At 62.9% G+C, this 20,017-nt stretch carries 18 protein-coding genes; 7 read left to right on the forward strand and 11 right to left on the reverse strand.

What is annotated here, in order from left to right:
* Window positions 1-107 precede the first annotated feature (107 nt).
* The gene (locus SIN04_RS03815) at window positions 108-920 is read left to right on the forward strand and encodes a transglutaminase-like domain-containing protein (protein WP_134486284.1); all 813 of its coding nucleotides are present in this window, start codon (window positions 108-110) and stop codon (window positions 918-920) included.
* 250 nt (window positions 921-1,170) lie between these two features.
* Here the strand turns inward: SIN04_RS03815 and SIN04_RS03820 are convergent, their stop codons facing one another.
* From SIN04_RS03820 to SIN04_RS03860, 9 genes are all read right to left on the reverse strand, one after another.
* Complete coding sequence (locus SIN04_RS03820; protein ID WP_134486286.1) at window positions 1,171-1,653, reverse strand: ATP F0F1 synthase subunit B; 483 nt, start codon at window positions 1,651-1,653, stop codon at window positions 1,171-1,173.
* Between the two features lie 15 nt (window positions 1,654-1,668).
* Window positions 1,669-2,226: a F0F1 ATP synthase subunit B' gene (locus SIN04_RS03825; protein ID WP_134486288.1), complete on the reverse strand. Its 558-nt coding sequence runs from the start codon at window positions 2,224-2,226 to the stop codon at window positions 1,669-1,671.
* A gap of 90 nt (window positions 2,227-2,316) precedes the next feature.
* Complete coding sequence (locus SIN04_RS03830) at window positions 2,317-2,544, reverse strand: F0F1 ATP synthase subunit C (protein WP_134486290.1); 228 nt, start codon at window positions 2,542-2,544, stop codon at window positions 2,317-2,319.
* Between the two features lie 54 nt (window positions 2,545-2,598).
* Window positions 2,599-3,339, reverse strand: coding sequence for a F0F1 ATP synthase subunit A (locus SIN04_RS03835; protein WP_134492241.1), 741 nt, complete (start codon window positions 3,337-3,339; stop codon window positions 2,599-2,601).
* Between the two features lie 82 nt (window positions 3,340-3,421).
* Window positions 3,422-3,808: an AtpZ/AtpI family protein gene (locus SIN04_RS03840; protein ID WP_244605654.1), complete on the reverse strand. Its 387-nt coding sequence runs from the start codon at window positions 3,806-3,808 to the stop codon at window positions 3,422-3,424.
* A gap of 266 nt (window positions 3,809-4,074) precedes the next feature.
* Complete coding sequence (gene smc / locus SIN04_RS03845; RefSeq protein WP_341264224.1) at window positions 4,075-7,530, reverse strand: chromosome segregation protein SMC; 3,456 nt, start codon at window positions 7,528-7,530, stop codon at window positions 4,075-4,077.
* 252 nt (window positions 7,531-7,782) lie between these two features.
* Entirely contained in the window at window positions 7,783-8,436 is a 654-nt protein-coding gene (locus SIN04_RS03850; RefSeq protein WP_134486291.1) for a DsbA family oxidoreductase, read from the reverse strand.
* A 249-nt stretch (window positions 8,437-8,685) separates the two neighbouring features.
* Complete coding sequence (locus tag SIN04_RS03855) at window positions 8,686-9,459, reverse strand: SPFH domain-containing protein (RefSeq protein WP_134486293.1); 774 nt, start codon at window positions 9,457-9,459, stop codon at window positions 8,686-8,688.
* A 106-nt stretch (window positions 9,460-9,565) separates the two neighbouring features.
* Complete coding sequence (locus SIN04_RS03860) at window positions 9,566-11,401, reverse strand: extracellular solute-binding protein (protein WP_134486295.1); 1,836 nt, start codon at window positions 11,399-11,401, stop codon at window positions 9,566-9,568.
* Window positions 11,402-11,713: 312 nt separating this feature from the next.
* Between SIN04_RS03860 and SIN04_RS03865 the strand changes: the two genes are divergently transcribed.
* Window positions 11,714-12,502: an invasion associated locus B family protein gene (locus SIN04_RS03865; protein WP_134486297.1), complete on the forward strand. Its 789-nt coding sequence runs from the start codon at window positions 11,714-11,716 to the stop codon at window positions 12,500-12,502.
* 112 nt (window positions 12,503-12,614) lie between these two features.
* Here SIN04_RS03865 and SIN04_RS03870 read toward each other — a convergent pair whose 3' ends face one another.
* Both SIN04_RS03870 and SIN04_RS03875 read right to left on the reverse strand, forming a co-directional pair.
* A complete protein-coding gene (locus SIN04_RS03870) occupies window positions 12,615-13,250 on the reverse strand; it encodes a response regulator transcription factor (protein ID WP_134486299.1) in 636 nt (211 codons plus the stop codon).
* The gene (locus SIN04_RS03875) at window positions 13,247-14,704 is read right to left on the reverse strand and encodes a histidine kinase (RefSeq protein WP_341264225.1); all 1,458 of its coding nucleotides are present in this window, start codon (window positions 14,702-14,704) and stop codon (window positions 13,247-13,249) included. Before SIN04_RS03875 ends, SIN04_RS03870 begins: the two co-directional genes overlap by 4 nt.
* 324 nt (window positions 14,705-15,028) lie before the next feature.
* On the opposite strand from SIN04_RS03875, the gene pyrH reads away from it, so the two are divergent.
* The 5 genes from pyrH (at window position 15,029) to dxr (ending at window position 19,983) form a co-directional block, all read left to right on the forward strand.
* Complete coding sequence (gene pyrH / locus SIN04_RS03880; protein ID WP_341264226.1) at window positions 15,029-15,787, forward strand: UMP kinase; 759 nt, start codon at window positions 15,029-15,031, stop codon at window positions 15,785-15,787.
* Window positions 15,788-16,012: 225 nt separating this feature from the next.
* Window positions 16,013-16,573: a ribosome recycling factor gene (frr, locus tag SIN04_RS03885; protein ID WP_134486304.1), complete on the forward strand. Its 561-nt coding sequence runs from the start codon at window positions 16,013-16,015 to the stop codon at window positions 16,571-16,573.
* 270 nt (window positions 16,574-16,843) lie between these two features.
* Window positions 16,844-17,626 (forward strand): isoprenyl transferase, encoded by a 783-nt coding sequence (locus SIN04_RS03890; RefSeq protein WP_134486306.1) that lies wholly within the window; start codon window positions 16,844-16,846, stop codon window positions 17,624-17,626.
* The gene (locus SIN04_RS03895; RefSeq protein ID WP_244605656.1) at window positions 17,623-18,558 is read left to right on the forward strand and encodes a phosphatidate cytidylyltransferase; all 936 of its coding nucleotides are present in this window, start codon (window positions 17,623-17,625) and stop codon (window positions 18,556-18,558) included. Before SIN04_RS03890 ends, SIN04_RS03895 begins: the two co-directional genes overlap by 4 nt.
* Before the next feature lie 195 nt (window positions 18,559-18,753).
* Entirely contained in the window at window positions 18,754-19,983 is a 1,230-nt protein-coding gene (gene dxr, locus SIN04_RS03900; protein ID WP_134486308.1) for a 1-deoxy-D-xylulose-5-phosphate reductoisomerase, read from the forward strand.
* Window positions 19,984-20,017 lie beyond the last annotated feature (34 nt).

A 20,017-nucleotide genomic window follows, 5' to 3' on the forward strand; every position in this document is an offset into this window, starting at 1 on the left:
AGTGCCTAATAAACCCTCAGGCGACGAGCGGCATAGCTGCTACCATGAGAGACGGATTGTGCGGACGCGGCTTCGCCTTCCGGCCGGCCCCAATGCGGAGACGCTCCTTGAAACTTCGAATCGGTTACGAAATCAGCTATGAATTTCCCCAGCCGACCCCGCTGATCGGCATGTTGAACGTGCATTATTCGCGCGTCGCTGACCTCGCCGAGCCCGATCACATCAAGACGTTCCCATCGGTTCCGATTTCGGGCTACCGCGACATGTACGGAAACTGGTGCAGCCGCATCCTCGCGCCCGCGGGAAGGATGACGCTGTCGACCGACGCCATCATCTCCGACTCGGGTCTTGTCGATGACATCGCACCAGGCGCCGCGCAGATGCCGGTCGAAGCCCTTCCCGAAGAGGCGATACTGTTTCTCCTTCCGAGCCGCTTTTGCGACAGCGACCGTCTGCTGGATCTCGCCTGGACCTTGTTCGGGCAGACCAAACCCGGCTGGGAGCGGGTTCAGGCGATCTGCGACTATACCCATCAGCGCATCGAGTTCGGATATCATTTTGCGCGCGTGACGCGCACAGCCTCGGAAGCCTATCAGGAAGGGCAGGGGGTCTGCCGCGACTACGCCCATCTCGCCGTCGCGTTCTGCCGCGCGCTCAACATTCCGGCGCGCTATTGCACCGGATATCTCGGCGACGTCGGCATGCCGCCGCCCTATCCGCCAGGCGATTTCGCCGCCTGGTTCGAGGTCTATCTCGGCGGTCAATGGCGCACCTTCGATGCGCGCAACAATGAGCCGCGCATCGGCCGCGTTCTCCTGGCGCGCGGCAGAGACGCCGCCGACGTCGCCATTACGACGACGTTTGGACCCAATACGCTGGCCAGCTTCCGGGTGTGGACAGATGAAGTCTTGGACGCCTGAGTTCAGGGACGGTGGATCGCCGGCCTCATTTCCGTGGCTGCGGCCTTAACCGCGCCAGCCGCCGAAGTTTCACGCAAGCAGGGCGTCAGTTCAGCTGAGAAGACGCCGATAAAAAAAGAGCGGGTTTGCCGATTTCCTCGGACAACATCCGCTCCTGATCTCGCATGATCTCTGAGACGTTCGTAACTTCTTTGGCTTATGCCTTGGAACGCATGATGTGGGTCCGAAAAGTCTGCAACGGCATCATGCTTTAGTGAAACAGCCCTTTCAGATCGGCGATGCCCTTTTGAATGAGCTGCTCGCCAAAGGGGCCCTTCGCCTGATCTTTGAGAACGAGGCCAGCGGCCCTTGTCGCGGCGTCGGCCGCGGCTGCGCGTACTTCGGCTGTCGCTTGAGACTCGGCTGTCGCGATCTTGTCCTGCGCCTGCTTGGTGCGCCGCTGGATGAATTCCTGTAGCCGGTCGGCGGCTTCCTTGGCGAGACGATCCGCTTCGGCATGAGCCTGCGCGACAACGGCTGCCGCCTCGGCCTCGGCGTCGGCGAGCCGCTTGCCGAAGGAGGCGAGAACGGCCTCGGCTTCGGCGCGCAGCCTTTCGGCCTCGGCGAGTTCGGCCTTGATCCTGTCGGCGCGATGATCGAGCGCCGCGTTTAGTTTTTTATGGACACCGAGATAGGCAAGCAGGCCGACGAAAAGGATGAATCCAAAGGCGACGAAAGTTTCTTCGTTCAGCATCGTCTTTCTCCGGCCTTAAGCTTTGGCTTGGGTGACGGCCGCTTTGACCGCATTCTGGTCGGCGGGCTTGCCGGTGATCCGTTCGACGATGGCGGCGGCCGCGTCTGCAGCGATCATTCCGACATTGTCCATCGCTTTGGCTTTGGTTTCGACGATCTGCTTTTCGGAGGCGGCGAGCTTGGCGTTGAGGTCGGCCTCCAGCGCGTGCCGCTTCTCGTCGTTTTCCGCGTTGATCTTCGCCTGCGTTTGCTGGGCGAGGGCCTGCGCCTTGGCTCTGGCGTCGGCGATGGTTTTGTCCTGCTCCGCGGCGGCTTTTTCCGACTTTTCGCGGGCGGCGTGAGCCTCGTGCAAATCCTGCCTGATCCTGCCGGCGCGGGCATGGAGGATATTTTCGACGCGCGGCAGCGCGATCCTCGACATCAGATAATAGAAAAGCCCGAACGTAATCGCGAGCCAGATCAGCGTCGATGAGAAATTGGCCGAATCGAATGGCGGAAAGGCATGCGCCCCATGGTCTATGTCAGCCGGCTCGACTGTGCCGCTGGTGTGGCCTTCGGGTGTATGACTAGCCATTGTCCAATTCCTGCGTCAAATCCTGAGCGAAAAGTCCGATGCAAAAAGATGCGCCCGGACTATTTCCGTCCGGGCGCAACGCATTTGACGTTAAAGCACGAAAAGCAGAAGAATCGCCACGAGGAAGGCGAAAATGCCCAAGCCTTCCGCAAGCGCCGCGCCGATGAAGGCGCGCCCGAACTGAGCGTCGGATGCCGTTGGATTGCGCAGGGCGCCGGAAAGAAAATTGCCGAAAATCAGGCCGACGCCGATGGCGGCGGCGCCCATGCCGATGGCGGCGAGACCGGCGCCGATGAATTTAGCTGCAACGGGATCCATGTTTTACTCCTGGAGGCTTACGGAAGCGGGCGCTGATCTGTTGTTGATATTTATTCAGTGACCCGGATGAATTGCGTCGTTCAGATAGACGCAAGTGAGAATGGCGAAGACATAGGCCTGCAGCGCGGCCACGAACAGTTCGAAGCCCGTGAGCACGACGATGCCAATGAGAGGAAGCGGCGCGACTATGGCGTAAGCGCCGGCGCCGAGGAGAGCGGCGACGAAGCCGCCCAGAACCTTCAAGGTGATGTGACCCGCCAGCATGTTCGCAAACAGACGAACCGAAAGGCTGATCGGGCGCGAAGCGAAGGAAATGACCTCGATCAGCGCGATGAATGGCAGCAGCGCCGGCGCGACTCCCGACGGCACGAAGAGGCCGAGGAAATGCGTTCCGTGGCGGATGACGCCATAGACGATGACCATGCCGATGACGAGCGCCGCGAGCGCGAAGGTCACGATGATCTGGCTCGTCACGGAAAAGCTATAAGGAATGACCCCGATGATGTTCGCGAAGAACACGAAGAGAAACAGCGTGAAGACGAACGGAAAAAACCTCATCCCGTCCTGGCCGGAGGTCATCCGCACTGTATTCGCCACGAATTCGTAACTCATCTCGGCGGCCGATTGCAGCCGGCCGGGAATGAGCGAACGCGATGATGTGCCGACGATCATCAGCGCCGACGCCGCTAGAATGACAATCAGCATGAACAGGGAGGAGTTGGTGAAAGACGCGTCAATGCCGAAAGGATGCAGGCTGATGATCGGTTCTACCTTGAACTGATGGATCGGATCCATTGCTTCTGCCACGTGCAAACCCCTTCGTATGACTTTGATTCCGGCCCCGATGTTAAAAACGCCGGAGCCGCCGCTTCAACCCTCAAGGCTTCGTGCCCGGAGGTTTGACGGCGATGCGATACACATTCCAAAATCCCGCCGCCGTCCCCATCAGGAGGAGGACGAGAAGAAACAGCGGGCTGGTCCCGAACCATTTATCGAGTTGCCACCCGATCAGCGCGCCGACGACGACCGCCGACACAAATTCCGTAAGGACGCGAAAGCCGAGGCTCATCGCGCCGCCGAACGAGCCGGCCGTAAGGTCGGCGTCCTTGTCGCCGTTTCCGGCGCTCGAATCCTTGCTGGCGCCAAGATCGGCCGACAATTTGTCGAGCCTTGACCGCAGCGCCGCGGCTTCGCGCTGGTCCGCTTCAAATCGAGCGTCCGCGCGCTTTTGGTCTTCGCTCCGAGAGTCGTCGCGCTCGCCCACAGCATCCGCCTCCGTTTCGAGGCGCCTCACGAAGAGGCGCGGAAGCGTTTTATAGGTCGCCTCGCTGCGAAAAGCGAGCAAAGGCGGCGAATTTTGGGCGGGCGGCGCGGGAATAGGGCGACTGCAGAACAAACTCTTGCGAGCGGGGGCAACATATGGGCGGCGCAAATGCCTGTCAAGACTTAGACTGCGCGCGCTAAGCCTTTAGAACTACACCAAAATTCATGTTTTTTGGCAAAAGCCGCCGCGATGACGAATCGCCGCACTCAGCCGGCGTCGAGCAGGCGTTCGGCGTCTTCGAGATCGACGCTGACCAATTGACTGACGCCTCGCTCGGCCATTGTGACGCCGAAAAGCCGGTTCATCCGCGCCATCGTGATCGGATTATGCGTGATCGTGATGAAGCGCGTTTCCGTCTTGCGGCGCATTTCTTCCAGCAGATCGCAGAAACGCTCGACATTGGCGTCGTCGAGCGGCGCATCCACCTCGTCGAGAACGCAGATGGGCGAGGGATTGGTGAGAAAGATCGCAAAAATCAACGACATCGCGGTGAGCGCCTGCTCGCCGCCGGAGAGCAGCGTCATCACCTGCGGCTTTTTGCCCGGCGGACGCGCGAGGATTTCAAGCCCCGCCTCCAGCGGATCATCGGATTCGACGAGCTGCAGCTCAGCGGAGCCGCCGCCGAACAGCGTCGTGAACAGCTCCCTGAAATGAGCGTTGACCTTTTCGAAGGCGGCGAGCAGACGCTCGCGCCCTTCCTTGTTGAGGCTTTGAATGGCCTGACGCAAACGCCGGATCGCTTCGGTGAGGTCGGCATGTTCGGCGGCAAGACGCGCCTTGGCCGCCTCGGCCTCGGTGAGTTCTTCCTCGGCGCGCAGATTGACCGCCCCAAGCCGCTCGCGATCCTGCTTCAAGGCTTCGAGCCGGCGTTCGATGTCGGTCAGCGCCGGAAGATCATCATTGGCGCCGACTTGCGCCAGCGCCGGAAGCTCTTCAGGCGCGCAGTCGAGCTCCGCGCCAATGGCGCGCAAAACCTCGTCGAGACGCGCCCGCGCCGCTTCGATGCGCGCCTCGCTGCGCGCTTTTTGCTCACGCGCCGCGCCCATCGCATCAAGCGCCATCCGCGCCTCGCGATCGGCCGCGGCGACCATCGTCTCGGCGGCGGCGCGCTCGTCCGCGGCCTCTTTGCGGGCGGCCTCGGCGGCTTCGATCTGATCCATCAACGTCCGGCGGCTTGCGAGGAACGTATCGGGCGCCTCCGCGAGCCGTTCATATTCGATTGTGGCTTCCTCGATCCGCGCCTCGAAAGCGCTGATCTGACCGCCGGAGCCTTCCGAGCGCAGCAGCCAGGATTTGCGCTCATTGGCGATCGCCTCGAGGCGCCTCGCCCGCGATTGCGCCTCGCGCAAATGCGCCTGCAGTTCGGCGCGCGCCTCGCCGACGACGGCGCGCTCGCGGCCGGCTCGCGTGCGGCAGACTTCGAGCCGTTCAGCCAATTCGGCGGAATCCGCGAGATCATCGAGCGCCATCTGCGCCTCGGCGAATTTTTCCCGCGCTTCGTCGCGACCGCTGGTCAGGCGCTGCGTCGCCTCTTCCAGCGCGGAGAGGCGGGCCGCGGCGCTGGCCTCGGCGCGTTCGGCCGCGGCATGTCTTGCGCGCGCTGTTTCGACCTCGCGCAAGGCGGCTTTGTGGCTCTGGCGCGCTCCGCTTTCGGCGGCCGCGCAAGCGGCGACTTTGGCCTCGGCCTCCTCGGCCTCGGCTTTCAGCGCATCGGCGGTCTCGCGGGCGGCCTCGGCCTCAAGGGTCAGTTCGCCGAGACGATTCTTTTCCGTGAGGCGGCGCGCGGCCGGGGTCGGCGCCTCCGCCGCCTGGACGAAACCGTCCCAACGCCAAAGGTCGCCCTCTTTTGAGACCAGCCGCTGACCCGGCTTCAGCAGCGGGAGCAGGGCGGGGCCTTCGCTGCGGGAAACGACCCCGATCTGATTGAGCCGCCGCGCGAGCGCCTCGGGCGCCGTGACGAGATCGGCGAGTGGTTCGACCCCCTCGGGCAGCGCCGGATCGGCCCGCCTGTCGGTTTCAGCCCAATGCGCCGGCGCCGAAGGATTGGTTGAAGCGTCGAGATCATCGCCAAGCGCCGCGCCGAGCGCCGCCTCAAAGCCCCTTGCGACGGTAATTTCGTCGGTGACGGGGGGCCAGAAGCCGCCGCTCGCGGCGGTCAGCAGCTTCGAGAGCGTTTGGGCCTCGGTGCCGAGCTTTTGCGCCTTGCGTTCGGCCTCCGCCAGCTTTCCGCGCGCGCTGGCTTCCAATGAGCGCGCGTCGGCATGGGCCGCCTCGAATTGGGCGATTTCATCTTCATAGGCGCCAGCGGTTTCGATCGTCTGTTCCAGCGCTTCCTGCAGCAGAGCGCGGTCCTCGCCGCCGCCGAGGTCAGCGAGAAGCGCGGCTTTCTCGTCGGCGACCTTTGTGAATTCCGCCTCGAGGCGCGCCAGTCTCGCGCGTTCGTCGCGCAGCGCGGCCTCGCAGCTCATCCGGCGCGCTTCGATTCCCGCGCGCTGCTCCTGCGCCTCGGATAATTCCGCTTCCGCCGCGGCGAGGGCGGCCTCCGCCTCGATCAGGCGGGCGCGGCCCTGCGTCTCGATGTCGGCTTCAGCCGCGGCGGCGTCCGAAAGTTCAGCCGCCTCCACGTCGAGACGTTCGAGAACGCCCGCGGCGTCCGCGATCAGCGCGCGTTCGCGCGAAAGATCGCTGCTCATTTGAGCGATGCGCTGCGACAATTCGGCGCTGCGCGCCTTGGCGCGCTTTTCCTCGCCGTCGAGGGCCTCCCGCGCGATGATCAGCCTTTGCAGATCGCCGCCGCGGGCGAGTTCCGCCTCGCGCAGCACTGGCAGAGCATGCGCCGCTATGCCTTGTGCGCGCGCGGCCTCAGCCTGGAGCCTCGTCTTTTCCTCAACCTCGCACGCAAAAAATGCGAGCTTGGCTTCGGCGTCGGCGAGAGCCTGCGTCGCCTCGCGATGATTGATCAGCGCGAGCAAAGCCTCGGAGCGCCGGATGCTGGCGGCAAGGTCGCGGTAGCGCGACGCCTGCCGGGCCTGCCGTTCGAGACCTTTGGTCTGGCTCTCGATCTGCTGCAAAATATCATCGAGGCGCAAAAGATTGTCGGAGGCGGCCTTGAGGCGGAGTTCCGCCTCGTGGCGGCGCGAGTGCAGGCCGGCGACGCCGGCCGCTTCTTCCAGAATGCGGCGGCGCTCCTGGGGTTTCGCCGAGATCATCTGCCCGATCTGCCCCTGATGCACCATCGCGGGAGAGCGCGAGCCGGAGGAGGCGTCGGCGAACAGAAGCTGGACGTCGCGCGCGCGCGTTTCGCGGCCGTTGACGCGATAGGTCGAGCCCGATTCGCGTTCGATCCGGCGCGAGACCTCGATGGCGTCATTATCGTTGAAGGCGGCGGGGGCGGTGCGCGTGCTATTATCGAGAAAAAGGACGACTTCGGCCATGTTGCGCGCGGGCCGGTTGCCGCCGCCCGAAAAAATCACATCATCCATGCCGGAGGCGCGCATGTTTTTGGACGAGGTCTCGCCCATCACCCAGCGCATCGCCTCGACGAGATTGGATTTGCCGCAGCCGTTAGGCCCGACAATGCCCGTGAGGCCCGGCTCGATCAGGAAATCGGTCGGCTCGACGAAGGTTTTGAACCCTGCGATGCGCAGTTTGGTGAATTTCATAGGACCAAGATGAATGCGAGGCGCACGGCCCCGCGGAAAAAACCTGCATCAGATTTGAGTGTTTACCGAACCCGTTAGCTTTTGGTTAACCGAAAATAGATAGGCGCGCGATTCGCCGCACCTGATTACGGCGCGAGCCAAGCGGCGCGCGCAAGACCGCGCGGTGATTTATCTGTGCACATCAAGCTTCAAAGCGGCGGGAGGGGAGTTAGGCGGCTATGACGCAAGCAAACCGCCAGATCGAAAACCCTCTCATTCGTCCTCAATCGATCTGAACAGCGCGTCGGCGAAATCTTCGATCGACTTGACGCCGGTGATGGTTTCCTTTCCCGCGATGATAAAGCGCGGCACATCCTCGACGCCGAGCGCACGAAAGCCAGAGAGCTCCTGTTTCATCGCCCCGATATCGTCCGATCCGCTGAGAAACGCCTCGACAAGCTCCGGATCGATGCCTTTGCGGCCGGCGATCGCCGCGAGAACGCCGCGGTCTCCGATGTCCTGCCCGCGCAGAAAAAAAGCCTCGAAAAGAGCCTCGACGATTGCCATCTCGACGCCGAAGTTGCGCGCGAAGCGGATAAGGCGATGCGCGTCGAGCGTGTTGGGCTGGCGCTGGATCTTGTCATAGGCAAGCTCGAGCCCGAACTCGCGCGCGAGTTCGGAAAGATTGGCAAGCACTTCGTGAACCTCGCCCGGAGGGCCGCATTTCTCGGCCAGATAGGCGGCTCGATCCTGCCCTTCCGGCGGCATGTCGGGGTCTATCTGGAAAGGCCGCCAGCGAATATCGACGGAAAGCCCCGGCACCGTGCCGACAACGGCCCGGATCAGGCGCAAGCCGATGAAGCACTCGGAGCTGGCGATATCAGCCACGAGGTCAATAGCAATCGGCGACGGATCTTCGATGCTCATGCAAGGCTCCTGGGGCTTTTAAGTCCAACCTTGCGCATTCAACATTATAAACGTGTGAAAATAACATCAAATCATGCGTCAAAAAAACGGGGCGCCGTTCAGCTGCCCGACGCCGTGCCTCAGCTGGAATTTCACAAGGCTCTCATGGTGAAAATACATGGTCAAGCCTCAACTGACAATAGCCGCGGCGCGGCAGCGCAACCATAGGCTGCGCCGCTGCGCCGGCTCAATACCGGCGCTTCAAAGGCTTCAGGGTCCGTCCGCCTTTCTGACGGAGAACGCGCGCGCCATTTCGACGAACTCGCTTGGCATCATGATGATGGTCATTGTGTTCTGCTCGGCGCCGACTTCGGTGATCATCTGCATCCGGCGCAATTCGAGGCCGGCCGGACTGTGCATGATGATCTCGGCCGCCTGACGCAGCAAGGCGGCCGCCTCGACTTCGGCTTCGGCCTTGATTTTGCGGGCCCGCTTTTCGCGAAGCGCCTCGGCCTCCTGCGCCATGGCGCGCTGCATCGATTCCGGGATCTCGACATTGCGCATCTGCACGCGCTCGACCTTTACGCCCCAGGGTTCCGTCACGCGGTCGATCGAGGTCTGCAGCGCCTGCGCGATGGTTTCCTGTTCTTTCAGAACGTCGTCGAGCGTGTGCTGGCCGATGACGTTGCGCAGCGCCGTCACGGCGACCTGGATCACCGATTCGCCGACATTGGCGACCTCGATAACGGCGCGCTGCGGATTCACGATGCGCCGCCAGATCACGGCGTTGATCTTGACCGGCACATTATCCTTGGTGATCGCTTCCTGCTGCCCGACCTCGGTCGTCATCGTGCGCAGGTCGACTTTCCAGCGCCGGTCGACGAGCGGGATCAGATAATAGAGGCCCGGCCCAGCGGTGCGCTGATATTTGCCAAGTCGCAGCACCACCGCGCGCTCATATTGATTGGCGATGCGGAAACCCGAAAGGACGAGAAGCACAAGCAGCAAGGCCAGAAAGGTCAAGGTCGCATCGCCCTCGATCATCGTCCGAGCCCTTTCGGCGCAGCAATTTTGGCGAGCTTAGCGTAGTTTTTTGACGCGTAGTGCGACCGCCTCGCCCGAAAATGAAAAAAAATCCGCGTCCAATGCTTCAAGGCTGTTTGCGCCACCACGTATCGAGCGTCGAACTGCCGGTTGGCGAGCCATAATGCGGCAGCGAACGCGGCCGCTCCAGCGCCGCCGAGGCTGCGATCCATTCATCAGAGGCATGGAAGAGCGGCACGATATAAAAACCGGACAGCAGCACGCGGTCGTAGGCGCGCACGGCGGTGACGAATTCCTCATGCGTCCGGGCCGCGAGAAGGGCCGTGATCAGGGCGTCGACCGCGGGCGATTTCACGCCGGCAAGATTGAAGGAGGCTTCCTGACCGGCGCTTTTCGATCCCCAGCGCGAACGCTGCTCATTGCCGGGCGAAGCTGAGGCGATCCAGCTTCCGATCATCATGTCGAAGTCGAATTTCTGGCGCCGCCGCTGATATTGCACTTCGTCGACGAGTCTCACCTTCGCCGCGACGCCAATGCGCGCGAGAGAATCGGAATAGTTCAGCGCGAGGCGTTCCTGGCTGCGGTCCTTCACCATGATCTCGAAGGCGAGCGGCTCGTTTCCCTTCATCAACCGGCCGTCCTTCAAGACGTAGCCGGCCGCTTCGAGCAATGCGAGCGCGCGCTTCGGCATCGTCCGGTCGTTGCCGGATCCGTCCGTCACCGGCTGGCGCCAGCGCCCCTCGAGGATGTCGTCGCGGACGACGCCCGGAAATGGCGCGAGCAGGGCTCGCTCCTCGGCGCTTGCCGGCCGCCCCGTCGAGGCGAGTTCGGATTCATCGAAAAAGCTCTGGGTCCGCTTGTAAAGGCCGCTGTAGAGATTGGCGTTGATCCATTCGAAATCGAACATCAGGCCGAGCGCCTCGCGCACCCTGACGTCGTCGAACAGCGGCCGGCGCAGATTGAAGACAAAGCCTTCCATCCCCTTCGGGCCGCCGACGGGCAACGTCTCTTTCACATCGCGATGGTCGCGAAGAGCCGGGAAATCATAGGCGGTGGTCCAGCGCACCGGGCTTGTCTCCTCGCGAAAATCGAGGAGGCCGGCGGCGAAGGCCTCGAACAGGCTGTTGGCGTCGCGGAAATATTCGATGTCGATCTCGTCGAAATTGAAAAGACCCCGACGGACCGGCAGATCCTTGCCCCAGTAATTCGGATCGCGCTTCAAGATGAGGCGCTCGCCCGGCCTTACCTCGGCGATCTTGTAGGGGCCCGATCCGATCGGGACGTCGAGGTTAGCGTCGTCGAATTTAGCGAGATCGACGGCGTGCCGGGGCAGGACAGGCATCAGCGCCAGGGTCAGCGGCATTTCCCGATCGCCGGCGGCGGCGATCTCATAGCGGACGGTCCAGGGATCCGGCGTTTCGATCGATTTGATGAGAGAATAAGCGGCGCGCTGCTGCGGGCGGCCTTTGGTCTTGAGCAATTCGAAGGTGAAGCGCACATCGTCCGATGTGATCGGCGTCCCATCGGAAAAATGTGCGCGAGGATCGAGCCTGAAGGTCACGTGCGTGCGCTCGGGGTCGGTCTCGATCGTCTTTGCGATCAGCCCATAGAGCGTGAACGGCTCGTCGAGCGAGCGCGTCATCAAAGTCTCGAACACGTTGCCGTTCAATCCTTGCGCGGTCGAGCCCGCCTTGAGGTTGAAGGGATTGAGGCTGTCGAAAGCGCCCAGAAAGCCGATCGAGACACGCCCGCCCTTGAGTGCGCCCGGATCGGCGTAGGGCAGGTGATCGAAACCGTCAGGCAGCGCCGGCTCGCCATGCATGGCGATGCCCGGCTGCGGCGCCGAATCGGCCCGGGCCTTCGAAGTTAACGCGGCGAGGCCGCAGAAAATCGCGCAAACGAGTGACGCGGCTGCGATGATTCGGGTTGAAATCTCAGTCATCGCGCCAATTTAGACCATTCAATCATGATTTTTTTGGCGCCGCCTCGCGGCAACCGATGGAGTCGCTGGTCCTGGCCGCCCAATTTTGAACCCGGGCTTGCCAGCCCCGCGCATCTTGGATAACCGGAACGCCATGGCGGCGTTGACACATAATGACCGGCGCGCGTCAGCGCCATCCTTATCGACGTCCGCAAAATCGGTTTTATCTGCCTCGCGTGCATTTCTTTGCCTGGCGTCTGAATTTGCTCACGCGCGGGGGTGATTTCGCCGAAAGCTTGAACTATAAGGGCGGACCATTTGAAAGGAAGTCCAATGTCTTTCTCGTTGAAACGCTTCGGCGCGGCTGGTCTCGCTGGCTTGTTTTTGCTGGCCGGCGCGGAAGCTTTCGCGCAAGCAAAAAAGACGGCGCCAGCCAAGCCGGCTCCCGCGGCGGCGCCCGCCGCTCCGGCGGAAGCTCCGCCTCAGGCTGTGCCCGGCTCGCCGGCGCCGCAGCCGGCTCCCCAGCAGGGGCCGTTCAAGGTTGAGCTTTACCCGACCCAGAACGACTGGACGAAGGTCTGCGGCAAAGATCAGGCGGCCAATAAGGAAATCTGCTACACGACCCGCGATTTCAGCGCGCAAAAGGACCAGGCGCCCGTTCTCGCGCTCGCGGTTTACGACATCAAGGGCGAGGATACGCGCATCGTGCGTCTCCTGCTGCCGGTCGGTCTGATGCTCCGGCCAGGCTTTCGTTTCGCGATCGACAAGGGCGCGACGCAGGAAGGCGCGTTTGAAATCTGCTTCCCGAATGGCTGCTTCGCCGAGGCGCGGGTCAAGGGAACGACCATCGCCGAGATGAAGAAGGGGACGACGATGAGTATCGACGTCAAGAATCAGGCTAATAATCTGGTTACCTTCAGCGTCCCGATGGCCAATTTCGAAAAGGCTTTCGAGGGCCCGCCGGTCGATCCGAAAGTGCTCGAGGAGCAGCAGAAGAAATTGCAGGAGGAATTGCAGAAGCGGGCCGAGGAAGAGCGTAAGAAGCTTGAGGCGGCCAAGCCCGACGCCACGGGCGGCGCCGCGCCGCCCACCGCTGCGCCGGCGGCCCCGGCCAAGCCGTAAGGACCAAGCCGTAAGGGCCAGTTCATCTGTCGCCCGGCGGCTGTCCTTCAGAAACCCGTCATTCAGGTCCGGGAGCCGCGCGGCTCCCGGACTTTGCATTTGTGGCTTGTCTCTAAACCTTGCTTCTCAATTCGACGGCGAATTTGATCAAGGCCGGGCTCGTGCCGATATGAAGCTTCTGCTTGACGGCCGAGACGATATTTGCCGCCGTCTTGTAGCCAATCGCCAGTGAAGCGGAAATTTCCGTCAGACTCATGCCTTCGCCAAGCAGGTTCACGACCTGCCGCTCCCTGTCGCTGAGGACGCGCAGCGGATCCTCGCTCGGTTCGAAATTGGCCAACGCAAGGTTCTGGGCGACCGATTGGCCAAGATAGACAGAGCCGGACAGGACTTTGTCGACGGCGTGAAGGATGGCGTTCGGATCGTCGTTTTTTGTGACATAGCCGCGCGCGCCGCGATCGAGCGCGCGGGTGACGAAGGTCGCCGCCTCATACATGCTGAAAATGACGACTCGCGTCGAAGGGTTGTCGCGCAAAAGCTCCGGGATGACCTCGAGCCCGCCAGTGTCGGGTAATTCGAGATCGAGGATGATAACCTGCGGGGAAAAGCTGCGGTTGGCCGCAAGGCCCGCCGCCGCCGAATTGGCCTCCATCGCGTCAAAATCGGATCGCCGCGCGAGGATTCGCAAGCAGCCGTCGCGAACGATCGGATGATCCTCGATCAACAGGATTTTTACGCGCTCAGTCATGGAATAGCCGTCTCTTCCGCCCGTCTGCCGCCTGCTTGATCGCCGGCGGTCTCTGCCTGTGCTTTCGGCCCCACAGGAATGAACGCCTCGATCAAGGCTCCTCCGGTTGCGCCGGCGCCGATCTTAAGGCGCCCGTCGAGTTTTCGCACTCTCTCGCTCATACCCAAAAATCCGAAGCCGTATCTGAAATCAGGCGGCAGGCCGGCGCCGTCGTCTTCGATCCGCAAGCGGAGTTCAGGGCTCCCCGAAGGCGCGGCGGCGGCGTCAACCGACATGCCGATGCGAACGGCGCTCCCCTTCGAATGGCGTGCGACATTGGTCAGGCATTCCTGCACGATGCGATAGCTCGTCAGGCTGACCTCTTCATTGAAGATCCGCCCTTGGCCCGCAATATCGATCACGCAGGAGAAATCACGGTGCTGCGACCGCCAGGCCTCGGCAAGCTGGCGCAGGGCGTCGGGTAGGCCCATCTGGTGCAAGATGACCGGGCGGATGCGATCGAGAATGCGATAATTCTGCTTTTGGATGGCGTCTGCGAGCGCCGAGATGGTTTGCGCGCGCTCGACGATCTCGCGCGCCTCGGCAGGGCCGATGAGGGAGCCGGACGCCGCCTCGACGATGCAGGAGGCGGCGGCCCTGACGCCGAACAGGGAAGCGCCGAACTCGTCGTGGAGCTCGCGGGCGAGTTCTTTGCGTTCGGCGTCCTGGATCGACAGCAGACGGTCGATGAGCAGATGATTATTATCTTCGGAGCGCGCGAGCGTCGCGGCGAGTTTGTTGAAGTGCTCGCCGATGCGGCGCAATTCGGCGATCCTGATCTCCCCCACAGCGCCGAACTGCCCTCGGCCCAGCCGATCGAGGCCATCGACGAGCTGGCGTAGCGGCGCCAGCGTATGGCGCGCGGTCAACAGGATCAGCGTCACGATGGCGATCGAGATCGCGATCAAAAGCGCCGTCAAAAACAGAAGGCTGGACCAGATCTCGGCGATTTCGTCGGCGGGTTCGCTCGACATTACGATCTCGCCGCGCGGCGCGCCGCCGATGGTGACGGGATAGATCTTTTCAATCGTCGCCGGCCGGAGCAGGGCCTGAAACCAGGCGGGGACCGTGGTTTTCGGCTTCGGGGGAGCGCCCGATTCCGGGAACGGGGCGGCGGCCGCCCCCGCGGCATAGGCGACCTTGATATGGCGAACATGCGCGAGGCCTTCGCGCAGCCGCGACAGCGCCTGGCTCTGCGCTGTGGCGTCGCCGCTTCTCGCATCGGCGAGATCGTCAAGCGCATAACGGATCAGGTGATCGCCAAGCGTCAGGCCGGAGTCGATTTCCGAAGCGATGCGGGCCTTCGCGCCATAGAGAGTGACGCCGATGACAGCGGCGATGCCGAGCGACAGAATGCAGGCCGGAATGAGAATAAGCCGCATTCTGATGGAGTTTTGCGCGGTCAAATGCGGCATGACGGAGGTGCGCTCTTTAGAAAGCATCCTGGACAAATGGTTCGCGCCTTCATCGCCAGCCGGCGACTTCGGCGTTTTATGAGTGGCCAATACGAAAGAAGCAATTTATTCACGGCATGGGCGCAAAGCGGAGCGCGCCGGCTCTTGTCGCGGGCGCCCGGCCCACCTTGCCCGCTTAATGGTTTCGTCGCAATAATTTGCATATGACTTGACGGGTCAAAGCGGCATGCGCCATGTAGCGGCGCCTTGGCGCCGCCTGCTCGCGACCGGCTGAGCGGCCGGATTTCAGGCGAAGATTTTCAACCAACGAGAATGGCGGCGTTGATGACCGAGACCAGCCAAGAGGGCTCTGCGCCCAGCCTCGCCTCCAAGCCTTCGCCCTGGCGGCGCGTCGTCGTCAAGCTTTCCGGCGAGGCGCTGATGGGCGCGCACAGCCACGGCCTTGACATGCCGACCCTGACGCAGATCGCCGCGGATCTTTCCGGCGCGGCGGCGCTTGGGGTCGAGGTGGCGGTGGTCGTCGGCGGCGGCAATTTTTTCCGCGGCATCGCAGGGGCCGATAAGGGCATCGAACGGGCGCGCGCCGATTCGATCGGCATGCTGGCCACGGTCATGAATGCGCTCGCGCTCGAATACGCCATTGAGAAACAAGGCAAGAGCGCGCGGGCCTTGTCGGCTGTGCCGATGCCATCGCTGTGCGAGCCTTTTTCCCGGCAGGCGGCGCTGCATCATCTCGGCAAGGGCCGCATCGTGGTGCTGGCCGGCGGCACGGGCAATCCCTTTTTCACGACGGATACGGGAGCAGCCCTGCGCGGGGCGGAGCTGTCCTGCGATCTCATCATGAAAGCGACGCAGGTCGATGGCGTTTATTCAGCGGATCCAAAGCGCGACCCGGCCGCGACCCGCTATGAACAACTGACGCATGACGAGGCGATCGCCAAAAGCCTCGCCGTCATGGACACCGCCGCCTTCGCCCTCGCACGGGAGAACCGGATTCCGATCATCGTTTTCTCGATTCGTGAGCCTGGCGCGATCTGCAGCGCGCTTCAGGGCCATGGCCGCTACAGCCTCGTTTCGCCCTGACGGCTCGAATTCGCTCCGGCGCGCTGGCCGAACAAACGTCGGCGTTGGGCGGCGGTTGGCGCGGCGATCATAGCGCTCGGCGGGGTTCAGGCGCCCATGCAATTGCGCGGGATCGACGAAAAGCTCTATCGTTTTGTTATAGCGCATTTCTTTGCGCGAAAGATCCCCCTTCGCCCGAAAATGGTCTAAAGGACCGTGCATGAGGACAGGCATCAGGATTTTACGATGAGCGCAGAATTCGACATTTCAGACCTCCAGCGGCGAATGCAGGGAGCGATCGCGACTTTGAAGCACGAATTGGGGGGACTGCGCACCGGGCGCGCCTCCGCGAGCCTCATCGAGCCGGTGCATGTTGAAGCCTATGGGCAGTCGATGCCCCTGAACCAGGTTGCGACGATCAGCGTGCCGGAGCCGCGCATGCTGTCGGTCCAGGTCTGGGACAAAGGCATGGTCGCCGCCGTCGACAAGGCGATTCGAAACTCCAATCTCGGGCTCTCCCCGACGGTCGAAGGGCAGATCCTGCGCATTCGCATTCCGGAGCTGAATGAGCAAAGGCGCAAGGAAATGGTGAAGGTGGCGCATAAATATGCCGAGGACGCGCGCATCGCGGTCAGGCATGTGCGCCGCGACGGCCTCGACACATTGAAGAAGTTGCTGAAAGACAAGGCGATCAGCGAAGACGATGAAAAAAGGCACGAGAGCGAAGTGCAGAAAGTCACGGATCAAAGCGTCGGCGAGGTCGATTCCGCGGTCGCCGCCAAGGAGCGCGAAATCATGCAGGTTTGAGCGAGGTCTTTTGTTATAAGGACACATGAGCCGGGCGCCGGGCCGGCGGCGAACCGGCCGGCGGCGCAGCGATCGGCTTTGCGGTTTTCCGGTTTCAGCGCGCGCTCGTGGTCCGGCCGGTTGCAGGGCTGAAAGCTTCCGGGCGCTGGCTCTTAAAGCTTCTAACAGGTCGAAGGCGCGGGCAGAATTGGGACTTTCCGTGAAATTTCGCTTAAAAGAACGAAGGCGCGGGCGGGGCCGCCGAGCGCCATTCTCGACCAGGACAACATCATGCACAGCATGATCTCGGACAAGCCCGCGCTGGCGGCGCAACAGCGCCCCTTTGGCGCGCCCGCGCATGTCGGCGTCATCATGGATGGCAACGGGCGCTGGGCGGCGAGCCGCGGACTGCCGCGTCTTGAGGGACACAGGCGCGGTCTCGAAGCTTTGCGCGGCGCCGTCCGCGCCGCCATTGATTTCGGTCTCGATTATCTCACGGTCTACAGTTTCTCAATGGAGAACTGGAGCCGGCCGATGCAGGAGGTCGCCGACCTCATGGGGCTGCTGAAGCGCTTCATCAGGCACGATCTCAGCGACCTCGATAAGGCTAACGTCAAGATCAGAGTGATCGGCCGGCGCGACGATCTCCAGGAAGATATACGCACATTGCTCGTCGAGGCCGAGGAGGCGACCTCCGCGAACACCGGGCTCAATCTGGTCGTCGCCTTCAACTACGGAGCGCGCCAGGAAATCGCCGCGGCCGCGCGCGCCCTCGCCGAAGATGTCGCCGCCGGACGCGTCAAGGCCTGTGATATTGACGAGACACTTTTCGCCCAGCGGCTCGATACGGCCGGCATTCCAGATCCCGATCTCATCATCAGAACCTCCGGCGAAAAACGGCTGTCCAATTTTTTGATGTGGCAAGCGGCCTATTCCGAATTCGTCTTCTTGCCGATGCATTGGCCGGACTTCGACCGCAAGGCTTTCGCGGCGGCTCTCGCCGAGTTCGGCTCGCGCGAGCGCCGGTTCGGCGGCGTCACCCCGGCTGTCGAGGCCGGCAAAGCGAGGACTTGAGTCATTTGCTCGATAGGCCGGTTCCTCTCTCAATGCTGAAAGACGGCGCCGAAAACCCACGCGGCGTCGACGCGCCACCCTCGCAGGGCCTTGACTCGAAGCGCCAGGGCGCGCGGCGGCTCGCCGATCTTCTCCCGCGCGTCGCTTCCTCGCTCGTGCTCGCCGGCGCGGCGCTCACGGCGGTCTGGCAGGGAGGCGCCATTTTTGCCGTGATCTGGTTCAGCGCAACGCTCGCCGTTGGCTGGGAATGGCAAAATCTGATTGACGCGCCGCGTCTGCGCCTGCGCTTCTTCATTGCGGCCACGGCTCTGGCCTTCGCCACTTTTTTCGCGGCCGAAGGCCGTTTCATCCTGGGTTGCGGCGTGCTGCTGGCCGCTGGCGCGCTGGCCGCTCTGGCGGCGGGCCCCCGCCGCAGGATATGGGCCTTCGCGGGCATTCTTTACGCAGGCGCCCTCATCGTGTCGGTGAGCCTTCTCTACGCGTTGCCGGCATTCGGCGCGAGAGCGATTTTCTGGCTTTGCGCCACGGTCTGGGGCACCGACGTTTTCGCTTATTTCGGCGGCCGCTTGATCGGCGGCCCAAAACTCTGGCCGCGAATTTCTCCCTCGAAGACCTGGTCCGGAACCCTCTGCGGCGTTTTCGCCGGAGCCTTGATCGGCGCCCTGATGGCCGCCGGTTTCGGCGGCGCGCGGCTCGCCTTGCCTATTTTCGCGCTCGGCCTTCTCACCGCGCTGGTGTCGCAGGGCGGCGATATTTTCGAATCCTTCGTCAAGCGCCGCTTCGACGCCAAGGATTCCAGCGCCCTGATCCCGGGTCATGGCGGGTTCATGGACCGGCTTGACGGCTTTCTCGCCGCGGCGACATTCGCCGCCCTGGTCGCGGCGTTAATCGGGGACTGGAGCTTGGCGTCAGGATTGTTCGATTGGCTCTAGTCGGCGTTCCCGACCCCGCCGCAAAAGCGGGAAAAGCGCGCGTCTCATCGGTTTCGTCGATGATTGCGCTCTGGAATGTGCCGGAACGCCGATTTCCGGCGCTTCAAAGCTTCACTATCCAATTGTTTGCGGGCGTGATCTTATCCTGAGACCGCACGCCTTTGGTTATCCTCAAAAAAGCGACAATGGGGCTGCATGGAACGCATCATTCAACTGCGGCAGGCCGTGGACGAGGCCGCCCGACCGCGCAGCATCGTCGTGCTTGGCGCAACAGGGTCGATCGGCCGATCGACGGCCGAGATCATCAAGGGCGCTGACGGCGCCTTTACCGTCGAGGCGGTCGCCGGAGGGCGCGACGGCAGGGCGCTCGCCCAGGTCGCGCGTGAACTCGGCGCCAAATTCGCGGCGGTCGCCGACCCCGACGGCTATGCTGACCTCAAAGAAGCGTTGTCTGGAACCTCGATCGAGGCGGCGGCCGGCCCGCAGGCCGTGATCGAGGCGGCTTTGCATCCAGCCGACATCGTCATGGGCGCCATTGCCGGAACGGCCGGAGTGGCTCCGACCTTCGCGGCGCTTGCCGCCGGGCGCACCGTCGCCCTCGCCAACAAGGAGTGCCTCGTCTGCGCCGGGCACGCCTTCATGCGCCAGGCCGCCGCGTCGGGAACGCGACTGCTGCCGGTCGACAGCGAGCATAATGCGATTTTCCAGGCGATGGGCGACGCCGATCTCGCCACCATCGAGATGATCACGCTGACCGCCTCCGGCGGACCGTTTCGAACCTGGACGGCCGACGAGATCGCCAGGGCGACGCCCGAGCAGGCGCTGAACCATCCGAACTGGGCTATGGGACCAAAGGTCACGATCGATTCCGCCGGGCTCATGAACAAAGGTCTTGAACTCATCGAGGCGCATTATCTGTTCGGCGTCGAAGCCGCGCGGCTCGACGTTCTCGTGCACGCCCAGTCCGTGGTGCACGGTCTTGTCGCTTTTTCCGATGGCTCGGTGACGGCGGGGCTGGCCGCGCCCGACATGAAGGTGCCGATCGCTCATTGCCTCTCCCATCCGAAGCGCATTTCGACGAAAGCGCGCCGTCTCGATCTCGCGGCGGTCGGCCAATTGACATTCGAGCGTCCGGATTTCGAGCGGTTTCCGGCTTTGCGCGTCGCTTTGGACGCCTTGCGAATGGGCCGCGGACTTCCCACTGTTTTGAATGCCGCCAACGAGGTCGCGGTCGAGGCCTTTCTCAAAAGACTGATTTCTTTCCATGAGATCGCCCGAATGGTCGAGGAGGCTTGCAATTCGGCTCTGGCTGACGGCCTCGCGCGTGAGCCGGAATCGATCGAAGATGCGCTCGCCATCGATCAGGCGACGCGTGAGAGAGCGCGCTTTGCTTTCGCGGGCAGAGCGGGCGCCGCCGTCAACTGATCGCGGCGATCATCGGGATCAAACCACAGAGGGC

The organism is Methylocella tundrae (genome assembly GCF_038024855.1).
GTDB lineage: Bacteria > Pseudomonadota > Alphaproteobacteria > Rhizobiales > Beijerinckiaceae > Methylocapsa > Methylocapsa tundrae.